Annotated in this window: 12 protein-coding genes and 1 tRNA gene; 1 reads left to right on the forward strand and 12 read right to left on the reverse strand. The window is 47.6% G+C overall.

The features are described 5' to 3' along the window. Positions 1–251: 251 nt before the first annotated feature. On the forward strand, positions 252–947 hold the full coding sequence (locus OEY58_13490) for a DUF3592 domain-containing protein (GenBank protein MDH5326468.1): 696 nt from the start codon (positions 252–254) through the stop codon (positions 945–947). Between the two features lie 93 nt (positions 948–1040). On the opposite strand, the gene OEY58_13495 is transcribed toward OEY58_13490, so the two are convergent. The 12 genes from OEY58_13495 to OEY58_13550 all read right to left on the reverse strand — a co-directional run bounded on the left by OEY58_13495 (position 1041) and on the right by OEY58_13550 (position 11589). Further along, positions 1041–1241, reverse strand: coding sequence for a hypothetical protein (locus OEY58_13495; protein ID MDH5326469.1), 201 nt, complete (start codon positions 1239–1241; stop codon positions 1041–1043). Then, positions 1231–1524, reverse strand: a complete 294-nt coding sequence (locus tag OEY58_13500) for a hypothetical protein (GenBank protein MDH5326470.1) — start codon at positions 1522–1524, stop codon at positions 1231–1233. Before OEY58_13500 ends, OEY58_13495 begins: the two co-directional genes overlap by 11 nt. A gap of 668 nt (positions 1525–2192) precedes the next feature. Beyond that, positions 2193–2269, reverse strand: a tRNA-Pro gene (locus OEY58_13505). Positions 2270–2395: 126 nt separating this feature from the next. Beyond that, a complete protein-coding gene (locus OEY58_13510) occupies positions 2396–2752 on the reverse strand; it encodes a MerR family transcriptional regulator (protein MDH5326471.1) in 357 nt (118 codons plus the stop codon). Then, complete coding sequence (gene ihfA, locus OEY58_13515) at positions 2730–3035, reverse strand: integration host factor subunit alpha (GenBank protein ID MDH5326472.1); 306 nt, start codon at positions 3033–3035, stop codon at positions 2730–2732. The genes OEY58_13510 and ihfA overlap by 23 nt, the downstream gene beginning before the upstream one ends. A gap of 9 nt (positions 3036–3044) precedes the next feature. Beyond that, a complete protein-coding gene (gene pheT / locus OEY58_13520; protein ID MDH5326473.1) occupies positions 3045–5435 on the reverse strand; it encodes a phenylalanine--tRNA ligase subunit beta in 2391 nt (796 codons plus the stop codon). Between the two features lie 56 nt (positions 5436–5491). Next, positions 5492–6514 (reverse strand): phenylalanine--tRNA ligase subunit alpha, encoded by a 1023-nt coding sequence (gene pheS, locus OEY58_13525; GenBank protein ID MDH5326474.1) that lies wholly within the window; start codon positions 6512–6514, stop codon positions 5492–5494. Between the two features lie 110 nt (positions 6515–6624). Continuing rightward, complete coding sequence (gene rplT, locus OEY58_13530; protein MDH5326475.1) at positions 6625–6984, reverse strand: 50S ribosomal protein L20; 360 nt, start codon at positions 6982–6984, stop codon at positions 6625–6627. Between the two features lie 12 nt (positions 6985–6996). Continuing rightward, positions 6997–7194, reverse strand: coding sequence for a 50S ribosomal protein L35 (gene rpmI, locus OEY58_13535; GenBank protein ID MDH5326476.1), 198 nt, complete (start codon positions 7192–7194; stop codon positions 6997–6999). 204 nt (positions 7195–7398) lie between these two features. Next, the gene (infC, locus tag OEY58_13540; protein ID MDH5326477.1) at positions 7399–7920 is read right to left on the reverse strand and encodes a translation initiation factor IF-3; all 522 of its coding nucleotides are present in this window, start codon (positions 7918–7920) and stop codon (positions 7399–7401) included. A gap of 3 nt (positions 7921–7923) precedes the next feature. Further along, a complete protein-coding gene (gene thrS / locus OEY58_13545) occupies positions 7924–9849 on the reverse strand; it encodes a threonine--tRNA ligase (GenBank protein ID MDH5326478.1) in 1926 nt (641 codons plus the stop codon). A 204-nt stretch (positions 9850–10053) separates the two neighbouring features. Continuing rightward, a complete protein-coding gene (locus OEY58_13550) occupies positions 10054–11589 on the reverse strand; it encodes an autotransporter domain-containing protein (GenBank protein ID MDH5326479.1) in 1536 nt (511 codons plus the stop codon). Between the last annotated feature and the right edge of the window lie 114 nt (positions 11590–11703).

Here is an 11703-nt window from a genome sequence, read left to right on the forward strand (position 1 = left end):
CAAGGGATAGGGTCAGTTACCGCTTGCTTTTATTTGATAAGAGGGAAAATCGCAAAGTTCAAAATACAAGTCAATTGCGAAGTTTAACCTCCTCGGCGAAATACGCGGGCCGAAGTGCAGGACGCACAAGTGTCACAAAAGGCAAGGAGCCGAGAGAGACTATGCCACCCTACCCTATATTGCCTTGTCGTATCATGAAAGTATCGTTGTTGTATCCGAAGATTATTTTGTAGCAGTGAAAGGGCATAGATTTGAAAAATTCAACAGCTGCGCTTGCTATCATTTTTCTTGCGACAATCATTGTTGCTGCTGATTGTTATAGCTCTAGCTCTACAAACGGTGAGGAACCAAGAATTTCCAGCTCCCCAACCATATCAAGCAGTGCACCTCCTTATAGACTGTCGTACAATGACAAGCAGAATCCAAAGGCGATTTTCTTTACTTTCATGATATTGTCTTCTATTGGCTCATTGGTCGGAGCAGTTTACTACCGGAGTAAAATAGCCTTACTGGATCGAGAGGTTGACTTATCTTACTCGTGGGAGAAAGCAAAAGGTCGTATCGTCACAACGAGCGTTGTAGAAGAAATCGCAAGAACTGGGGATGAAACGAATGATGATATTTACTACGCAATAAAAATCAAATATAGCTTTTCGGTAAGCGGTAATTCCTACGTAGGCGCAGCATTTGCACCGGGCCTATTCCAGTTGAATAAAGATTCAGAAGAGCAGGCAAAGCAATACTTGATAAATAATAATTATCATGACAATAGTGAAACCGATGTCTATTTCGATCCACGAAACCCTAAGGTATCGGCTCTCAAAAAAGGTTATTGCGAGGAAGTGGAAGAACAAAGAAATAGCGATGAACGGGACTCATATTCACTGATAGCAGCCAGTGTTGTGTGTATTGTGATTGGTATAGTGCTCCTTTCTCTACTGGATTAATTAGTTTTTCATGCTTCCTTAGCTTCGGTTTTGAACTCGTAAGAATCAAAAACTGGGGGGGGGGAATTCTAAATGCATGTTGGGAGATTTGTATTAAGTTTTTGATTGTTCATCATAATCAGCAGTCACCTTTTTCAAAAGTCGACTCAGTTCATCGATGTCATCTCGTATTTGAGCCGCATCCTGCTCTGCTGCGACAACCGCTCGTTTCTGCAACTCACCCAAGTAGAAAGAAAGCGCCTCTTCAACGCGTAGCAAAGTTTTGGGTTCCAGTTGCGCCATATTATTGCTCATATAAAGTCATTTTTGGTGGAGGTTCTTTATTGTATTCAGCGCGATACTGACTATCGTATGCATTTTCGAGATAGTGAAACAAATCGTTGTAAGCGGTAATTTTTTGATCTAACCGATATTGCTGATCGTTGAGATTGTCTAATTCATCACCATCGGCGTCTTCATCGCCATCAAGCCTGTCTACTTGATCCCTGATTTCGCTCAAGCGAGGGTAAATATCATTGACATAGGCTTTAATGGCCGCAAGCATCCAGGCAAGTTCGTTTGGTGTATAACTAGTCATTGCATCACTTATGTTTAAACCGGTCAAGCCAGGACCAAATATGTAGCTTTTTGCGAATGTGTACCCCATCAAAGAGGCTTCAAATTGGTTGTATTTTTATTATAGATCTAGTCGCATTTCATCACTCTTATCTTTGTAGTTGCTTAGTAAGATCTTAGCGTAACCGTGGTCATTGGTAATATCCGATCGATCGTCTTCATCCAAATTCTCATCAGCGAGCTGGGTTTCGTATTTTTCAAGCAGTGCTTCCAAAGCTTCTATAATGCAATTGATTTCGAAACAGTGTGAGTGTTTGCGGACTAGTGGATCTGTTGTGTTGAACCACTTACGAGAAGATATTGACTTCTGCTTGGCGGAATACGCGGACTATTCCGCCCTACCCTGGGGCTGTGTATGGTGCATGTGTGTTGGGTAACTTCAAATCACCCGCCCATAAAAAAACCGGTATTTAACCGGTTTTTGAATATTGGTCGGGGTGAGAGGTCGCTTCTGGCATCCTTGCCTTCTCGCGACACTTGCACATCCATGTGCTTCGGTCGCTTCTGGCATCCTTGCCTTCTCGCGACACTTGCACATCCATGTGCTTCGGCTTAGAACCTCCTCGTCGGTTCAGGTCCAACCTAACGAACAAAAAAAAACACCGGTATAAACCGATGTTTTTGTTTGTTTGGTCGGGGTGAGAGGATTTGAACCTCCGACCCCCACAACCCCATTGTGGTGCGCTACCAGGCTGCGCTACACCCCGACTGATTTGTGTCTGGTGGGATCTTTTGACAAGAAGTTCGGAAAAAAGGCCCGTTTTGACACAGGGCGGTATTCTACATGAAGACCGTCCTTTGTGGTATTGGAAATTGGTATTTTTTGAACGTTTTTACCGTTTTAGGATTTCTTGCAGGTCTTCCAATTCGCAGATGAGCTGGCGAACGACCTGCTTGCTGTGGTTGACGTCTTCCTTGGCTTCGCCGCCTTCGAGCTTCTGGCGGGCACCACCGATGGTAAAGCCGTGTTCATACAGCAGGCTACGAATTTGACGAATCATGATCACGTCGTGACGCTGGTAATAGCGTCGGTTGCCGCGTCTTTTTACCGGTTTAAGTTGGGGAAATTCCTGCTCCCAGTATCTCAGCACATGCGGCTTAACGCCACACAACTCGCTGACTTCACCAATGGTGAAGTAGCGTTTGCCGGGAATCACTGGGAGTTCGTTATTGCTGGCTGCTTCCAGCATACGCTTCGACCCTAGCTTTTAACTTCTGGCCAGGGCGAAAAGTCACTACACGTCGTGCCGTGATAGGAATTTCTTCACCCGTTTTTGGATTACGTCCGGGACGTTCGTTTTTATTACGAAGATCGAAATTACCGAATCCGGACAGTTTCACTTGCCGCCCGCCCTCTAAGGCTTCGCTAATTTCAGCGAAAAAGGCCTCAACTATTTCCTTGGCTTCGCGTTTGTTGAGGCCAAGTTCCTCGTACAGTTTCTCTGCCATCTCAGCTTTTGTAAGCGCCATTATTCCTCTCACTTATTCTCTAAGAGTTGCGTTCAATTCCTTGTTTAGTATAGACATTATTTCCGATAAAACCGAGTCTACCTCTTCATCCGTGAGCGTTCTTTCCTGATTCTGCAACACCAGGCCATAGGCCAGGCTCTTTTTACCGCTTTCGATCCGCTCACCGCTATACACGTCAAACAACTTCAAAGTTTTCAGTATAGACGGTGTTGCCCTTTTAATACAGTCACTTACTGCTTGTTCACGAATTTTTTCGTCTACAACAATGGCCAAATCGCGCCGAATTGCCGGAAATTTGGAAATTTCGCAAAATTTCGGTGTTTGGCGATAACTCACTGAATCTAAACGCAGCTCAAACAAATACAAGGGCTGTGCCAAATCCAGTTTTCTGGCGAGTTCCGGGTGAAGGGCCCCCAACCAGCCAACGGTCTCTTCTCCTGAGTCTGTCGGTTTTACAATCCGGGCACATTGCCCCGGGTGTAATGCTAAGTGCTTGTCTGGCCTATAAATAAATGTATCTGCTTCACCTGACAATTTCAATAGGGTTTCCGTGGTATTTTTCACATCAAAAAAGTCTACGGATCGCTGTTGTTCACCCCACTGTTCCGGCCAGGCACTACCAAAGTGCAAACCGGCCAGTATAGCCTCTTGATTTATATCGTCATTTGACTTCAGAAACCTTAGACCAGATTCGAACAAACGTACAGTCTCTTGTTGACGATTTATGTTATAAAGTGCGGCCTGTACCAAACCCGGCCACAAACTTGTACGCATTTCCGACATTTCGGCGGAGATCGGGTTAGTTAGCGCCAGTTTATTTTCATTATTATCGAATAAGATTTGCAAATCAGGATCCACAAAACTGTAGGTGATAGCCTCCTGATAACCACGAGCTACCAGAGTGTCGCGAAAACGACGCAGCGGAAGATGGTTTTCCGACTCTTTACCCACATGAGAGGCGCTTTTGCTGGAGCTACTTGGGATTTCTGCATAACCGTAAATGCGAGCGACTTCTTCAATGAGATCGATTTCGGTCTCGATGTCGAATCGAAAACTGGGAGGTGTCACGTGCCACTGGTGGCCCGTCACAGTGACCTCCATTTCCAGACGTCGCAGGATATCGGTTACCGTATGCGCTTCCACGGTAACTCCCAAGACTCTGGCAATACGCTCAGCACGCAGCTCAATGGGAACACGCTGCGGCAAATGCTTCTCACTGCTCACATCCGATACCACAGACGCCTCACCGCCTACCAGCTCCAACAAAAGTTGCGTGGCTCGATCCACGGCCTGCTTTTGTAATTGGGGATCCACACCGCGCTCAAACCGATGAGAAGAATCGGTGTGCAATCCAAAACGGCGCGCCTTCCCGGCCATGTACTCGGGGCTGAAAAAGGCGCTTTCCAGAAAGATATTGGTAGTGCTCTCATCTACGGCCGAATCGTTTCCACCCATGATGCCGGCTAAGGCCTGGGCCTGTTTGTGATCCGCTATCACCAAATTGTCAGCAGCCAATTCAATTTCCTGGCCATCCAGCAAGGTGATCTTTTCGCCCTTCTTGGCCATACGCACCACAATACCACCGGAGAGTTTATCCAAATCAAATGCATGCATGGGTTGACCCAATTCCAACAACACATAGTTGGTCACATCCACTACGGGACTGATGCTGCGCACGCCACTTCGACGCAGTTTTTCCTGCATCCACATGGGCGTTTGTGCTTTGGGGTTAATGCCTTTAATTATTCGCCCAACATAGTGTGGGCATTGCTCTGCCGCTTTAAGTTCGATGGAAAGTTCGTCTTTTAGTTTGGCTGCGGTTTCTGCAATCTTGGGGGCATTGACGCTTTTGCGATTAATCACTCCGACTTCCCGGGCGACACCGCGAATACTCAAACAATCGGCACGGTTGGGTGTTAAACCCAACTCAATGCTGTTGTCGTTTAGCTGTAAATACTCACTCACTGCCTCGCCGACCGGCGCATCCCCCGGTAAAGGTAACAAGCCATCGGCCTGTTCAGCCATGCCCAGTTCGGTAGCGGAACACAACATACCAAAGGACGGTACGCCACGCAGTTTGGCCTTTTTGATTTTGATACCACCGGGTAATTGCGCACCCACAGTGGCAACCGGATAGCGACCATCTTGCTCAACATTGGAAGCACCACAGACAATGTTCAGCAGCGCATCGGCACCCACGTCGACCTGACATACTTTTAATTTATTGGCATCGGGATGGGGTTCCAGGCTGATCACGCGCCCAACCACCACCTTATCCAAGGCAGCCGCTACCGGCTCCACGGCATCCACTTCCAATCCGGCCATGGTAAGCTGATGCGACAGCTGTTCCGTGCTAACGTCCGGATTCACCCATTCTCGTAACCAATTTTCACTGTATTTCATAATTTTTGTTTAACTCATAGTGTTGTTAAGCGCTGTCTGCTTTGGGTCGGTAACAATTAGTTAAACTGCTGTAAAAAACGTAAATCATTTTCAAATAGCAGACGCAAATCATTGATGCCGTAGCGCAACATAGCCATGCGCTCCACCCCTATGCCGAAAGCAAAACCGGTGTATTTTTCATTGTCGATTTTGACGTAATCGAAAACTTTGGGCTGAACCATGCCGCAACCCAGTATTTCCAACCATCCGGTCTGACTGCAGACGCGACATCCCTTACCGGAGCACATGACGCATTGGATATCCACCTCGGCTGACGGTTCGGTAAAGGGAAAATAGGAGGGCCTAAACCGCACTTCCAAATCTTCTCGCTCAAAGAAGTGCTTCAGAAACTCGTCCAACATCCCCTTGAGATCAGCAAAACTTACGGCGCGATCCACCAACAAGCCTTCCACTTGATGAAACATAGGGGTATGGGTCAGATCCGAGTCGCAGCGATACACTCGACCCGGCGCAATAATTTTTAAAGGCGGTTCGCGCTCTTCCATGACTCGAATTTGTACCGGAGATGTGTGGGTACGCAGTACCAAATGATCATTAAAATAAAAGGTATCGTGCATGGCACGCGCCGGATGCGACTCGGGAATATTGAGGGCTTCGAAGTTGTGATAGTCATCTTCCACTTCCGGACCCTCGACCACTTCAAAACCCATTTTGGCAAACATGGCTTCAATTCGAGCAATGGTCTGAGTGATGGGATGCAGACCACCACCGTTTAAGCCACGCCCGGGCAGGGTCACGTCTACGGCTTCCGAGGCCAGCTTGCGCTCCAGATCTTCCTGCTGCAGTTTTTGTTTGCGGGTTTCGATAGCGACTTGTACGGCTTGTTTGGCCTGGTTAATGACTTTGCCCGCCTCTTTGCGCTCCTCCGGGGGCAGTTTACCCAGAGATTGCATTTGCGCGGTGATGAGTCCTTTTTTCCCCAAATAATGGACTCGGTGCTGATCCAGCTCTTTTAAGTCGGCGGTTGATGTTATGGCTTTCTCCGCTTCGGATACGAGCTGTTGGAGCTCTTTCGACACGATGGTACCTCGATGAGTGATGGATATTTATCTACAAAAACACAAAAGGGGGGAAAAGCGTTAGCCTTTCCCCCCTTGTGTTTACTTATAAAGCCGGTAAAACAGGTAACTTAGCTGGAAAGACTGGCTTTGGCTTTTTCCGCTAAGGCCGAAAAGGCCTGTTTTTCAAATACGGCTAAGTCTGCCAGCACCTTTCGATCGATTTCGATAGATGCTTTTTTCAAGCCGTTAATAAATCGGCTGTAGGATAAACCACACTCACGTGCAGCCGCATTGATTCGGGCTATCCATAATGCGCGAAACTGACGTTTGCGCTGACGACGGTCGCGGTAGGCATACTGCCCGGCTTTGGTGACTGCCTGTACCGCTACGCGGTAGACATTTTTGCGACGACCGGAATAACCCTTGGCTTTATCCAGTACTTTTTTGTGTTTAGCGCGTGCAGTGACGCCACGTTTTACTCTTGCCATGATTCCACCCCCTTACACGTACGGCATCATGCGACTTACCATTGAGGTATCGCACTCTGCAACCAGACTGGGGGAACGCAAGTGACGTTTGCGCTTGCTGCTTTTCTTGGTCAGAATATGACGCCGGTGTGACTGGGCACGCTTGAACCCGCCTGACCCCGAACGTTGAAACCGTTTGGCAGCGCCACGGTTTGTTTTCATCTTTGGCATAACTAACTCCACATTTTCTAATTAAACAACTGCGTACGTTTATAACTGGGAGCCTGGGTGCCACACCGGCCAACAGCAGTACGCTCTTTTTTACAACTGCCCCAAATCGGATATCCAACCCAGTTTGGAACAGCTTCTACCTGCCTCGAATCAAACTTCTCGACTGAGGCCGATAGCGGCCGACAATATCAATTGCCGTTTTTCTTATTGCCCTTTCTTAGGCGCAATGATCATCACCATGGCTCGGCCTTCCACTTTGGGAAACTGCTCAACCGCGCCCAATTCTTCCAGATCCGCCTCTACCCGTTTGAGCAATTCCAGACCCAGTTCCTGGTGAGCCATCTCGCGACCACGAAATCGCAGAGTGACTTTAACTCTATCCCCGTTGGTGAGGAAACGTTTAAGGTTACGTAGTTTTACCTCGTAATCTCCAATATCCGTACCCGGACGAAATTTGATTTCCTTAACGTGGATCTGTTTTTGTTTCTTTTTCGCCGCATGCCGTTTTTTGTTTTCTTCAAACAAATACTTGCCGTGGTCCATGACCCGGCAAACCGGCGGATCTGCATTAGGAACGATTTCCACTAGATCCAATTCAGCGTCGTAGGCTTTCTGCAATGCGTCACTGACAGCCATTATGCCCACCTGTTCCCCATCCGCTCCAATTACCCGGACTTGAGGCGCTGTTATTTCATCGTTCAAACGAACCTGTTTTTCTGCGGCGATACTTTAAACCTCCAAAACATGACGGCCGTGGCTCGCGATTTCTTTTTCAAGACCCTTGGCGAAACTGTTCAAATCCATGCTTCCCAGGTCTTGACCACCACGCGTGCGTACGGCCACCGAATTATCTTCCTCTTCCCTATCTCCCAAAATAATGAGGTAGGGGATTTTCTGCATTGTGTGCTCGCGAATTTTAAATCCGATTTTCTCGTTTCTCAAGTCGGATTTAACCCTAAAACCAAGATTTCTTAATGAATTTTCAATTTTTTGGGCAAAATCGCTCTGTCGGTCGGTAATATTCATGACGACCACCTGCCAAGGAGCCAACCAGGCAGGAAAAGCACCGGCATATTCTTCGATGAGAATACCCACAAAACGCTCTACAGACCCCAAAATCGCTCGATGCAGCATGACGGGCACATGTTTTGTGCCATCCTCTGCCACATAATGAGAATCCAAACGAGCCGGCATGGAAAAATCCACCTGGATAGTACCACATTGCCACACCCGACCTAGACAATCCTTCAATGAAAACTCAATTTTAGGACCGTAAAATGCCCCCTCACCCGGTTGCAAGTCCCAGACAAGCTGTTTGGCATTGAGCGCCTGTTCCAGGGCGTGCTCGGCCTTGTCCCAAACTTCGTCAGACCCCACCCGTTTTTCCGGACGTGTAGACAATTTGACGATAACTTCTTTAAAACCGAAATCAGCATATACACCATAGAGCAAATCTATGAATGCCGATACCTCATCCTGGATTTGATCTTCCGTACAAAATATATGGGCATCATCCTGAACAAAATTACGTACCCGCATTAACCCGTGTAACGTCCCCGAAGGCTCATTACGGTGACAGGAACCGAATTCGGAAATGCGCAAAGGCAAATCGCGGTAGCTTTTCAGGCCCTGATTAAATATCTGGATATGGCAGGGACAGTTCATGGGCTTGACCGCGTAGTCGCGATTTTCCGATTCTGTTGTAAACATATCGTCGCGGAATTTTTCCCAATGACCGGATTTCTCCCATAAGGTCCTGTCCACCAATTGCGGCGTATGGACTTCTTCGTAACCCTTTTTCAGGATAACGGAACGAATATAGCTCACCACCTGCTGATAGATGGTCCAACCGTTGTGGTGCCAAAACACCATGCCCGGTGCTTCTTCCTGGGTATGGAATAAATCCAGCTTGCGGGCCAGTTTGCGGTGATCACGCTTTTCCGCTTCTTCCAGCCGATGCAAATACGCTTTGAGGTCCTTTTTATTGACCCAGGCTGTACCGTACACCCGCTGCAGCATGGCGTTGTTGGAGTCGCCACGCCAGTAAGCCCCGGCCAGCTTCATCAGCTTAAACGCTTTGATGTGGCCCGTGGCAGGCACGTGAGGTCCACGGCATAAGTCGGTGAAATCACCCTGAGTATACAAAGACAACACTTCACCCTTGGGAATATCTTCGATGATTTGGGCTTTGTATTCCTCGCCGATGCCGCGAAAATAGGCCACAGCATCATCCCGCGACATCACACTACGGTTAACCGAGTGGTTTTGCTTGGCGAGCTCCTGCATTTTTTTCTCGATTTTGCCCAGATCTTCAGGAGTAAACTGTTTTTCATAAGCAAAATCGTAATAAAAACCGTCTTCAATCACAGGGCCTATGGTCACCTGTGCGGAAGGAAATAACTGTTTCACCGCTTGAGCCAATAAATGGGCAGTGGAATGACGAATAATCTCCAGACCCTCTGCGTCTTTCTCGGTGATAATACTGAGCTCCGCATCGGACTCAATCACATGGGAGGTATCCAGCAATTTATCACCCACACGCCCGGCTATGGCGGCTTTGGCCAGCCCCGGCCCGATGGATTCTGCAACTTGATGGATGGAAACCGAATGATCGAATGGACGTTTGGAACCGTCAGGAAGAGTAATAACAGGCATGTTTTTTTCCTTGTCAGTGGTGATCCGTACGAGAGACCACGTGAATTACAAAATTCAATTAAAAAGTAGCTTGCAAGATAAATTCCACAATGGGGCGATCTTAACCTAACCCAATTTCTCAATCAATTACTTACAAACTTATTTTCATTTTCGGCGGCATTCTAATACTTTTGCGCGCTCTTTAACAGACAGTTCGTGGCTTGTTTACAATTCCAATCGTAGACCCATGGACAAGCGTCGACTACTGGTGTAGTCCTTATCCAAAACCGTACCCAATTGCACAAAACCGGTGCTGCCGCCGGGCAGTATAATGCTCATACCCAGGCCCAGTTTTAAATAGTCCGTATCCGGCAGATTGGAATCAAAGGCAAATCGGGTCTGAGTCGGGTCGGCATTAAAAAACCCCTGTACTTTACCCGCTTCTTCATTGAATTGATGTACCCAGTACAAATCCATCTGCGGCCGAATCACTGCTACCCCTGTGCTAATCGCATAACTCATGGACGTGCCCAGGATGGTCTTGGCTTGATTGCTCTCTCGGTCGTCTATGGTAACGGCAAACAGAGAATTGCCTTGCTCAATATAACCGTCAATGTTGGTTTTAGTATACTCTGCTTTAAAATCCAGACTCATATTAAACGCCCCGCTTTGGGCTAAATTTACGCCGGATTCCAAACGAAGGGCTACCGATGTGGCATCGTTTTGACTACTGACCAAATCATCAAAGGTTCCAAAAACTATCCGCCGTTCCGACTCAAATCTGGTAAAATTGGCGCTGATAATAAAGTCCACATAAGTTTCCTGAGTGGGATAGTAACTGCCATAGGCAATTACGCTGTTTGACAGCGCCTCCAGCCCACCCATTTCATACAACACATCGGTACTGGTTTTGGATAAACCCCACGCCAGCCCCACTACGCCTGAGTTCAAACGCAGATCCAGGCCGGTGGACACGGTGCCGGTAAAAAAATCAAAACCGTCTTCGTACAGGGTTTCTTCCTGCTCACCATTGCTGATATCTCCGTTGATAAACCAGGACAATGCATTTCCCCCACTACCGGCGGCACCCCCGCTTTGGGTTCCCTTTAATAGTTCTGCCAATTGTATGTTTTTGCTATCCAGCCTAAAGCTCAATCCACCTATCGCAACTTGTTGCTGCGTGTTTCTAAGAGCCGCTAAGTGGCGTGTAATATTATTCAGTTGTGCAGTAGCCAATAACTCGTCCATGGAACCCTGTGCAGCCACGTCTTCCGGAGTTAATGCTCTTATTAAAATTCGCCTGTCTTCGCTGCCTGCCGCTGTGGTTGCCAGTATGGTACATAGGGTTAACAAATCTCCCGTTTGAGAACCCAGGCACAAGGTATTTTCCAGCATATTCTCCACTTCTACCGCTGGAATCACGCCAACATTGCCTGCTTGACTCACATCCCCCACCCTAACAGTGACGGTAGCTACTTCGGTAGCGCCTAAATCGTTCACCACCGAGTAATCAAAACTGTCCACCCCCACAAAAGCCGGGTCCGGTGTATACAAAACACAAGCATTGCTCAAGTCAGAGCAGGTAACCGCAACCGCCGTATTCCCCGCAGCCGGTGCGCTGGCCACTTGTACGTTTACCGTCGTGATATTGGTGATCACACCGTTTAAATCGATGGTGAGGGGGGCACCTTGGGCTGTTTTAACAGAGTGGTTGACAACGGTGGCGTGTAGCTGCGTAGAAAACAAAGTTAACGATGTCAACAAAAATCCAACAACGGAACATTGGAAACATAACTGCCTGATTTTTCTAAATCGCATAATGACTCTCTATTCCTGCATAATTAGTTACAACCCTGCTCCGGCACAAGATTTTTT

Source organism: Gammaproteobacteria bacterium, from assembly GCA_029882975.1.
Lineage (GTDB): Bacteria > Pseudomonadota > Gammaproteobacteria > SZUA-152 > SZUA-152 > JAJDNG01.

Bases quoted from the DNA above. Each gene is read 5' to 3' on its own strand.
- rpmI (MDH5326476.1), bottom strand. From the start codon at position 7,194: ATGCCAAAGATGAAAACAAACCGTGGCGCTGCCAAACGGTTTCAACGT.
- thrS (MDH5326478.1), bottom strand. From the start codon at position 9,849: ATGCCTGTTATTACTCTTCCTGACGGTTCCAAACGTCCATTCGATCAT.
- OEY58_13510 (MDH5326471.1), bottom strand. From the start codon at position 2,752: ATGCTGGAAGCAGCCAGCAATAACGAACTCCCAGTGATTCCCGGCAAA.
- OEY58_13500 (MDH5326470.1), bottom strand. From the start codon at position 1,524: ATGACTAGTTATACACCAAACGAACTTGCCTGGATGCTTGCGGCCATT.
- rplT (MDH5326475.1), bottom strand. From the start codon at position 6,984: ATGGCAAGAGTAAAACGTGGCGTCACTGCACGCGCTAAACACAAAAAA.
- pheT (MDH5326473.1), bottom strand. From the start codon at position 5,435: ATGAAATACAGTGAAAATTGGTTACGAGAATGGGTGAATCCGGACGTT.
- OEY58_13495 (MDH5326469.1), bottom strand. From the start codon at position 1,241: ATGAGCAATAATATGGCGCAACTGGAACCCAAAACTTTGCTACGCGTT.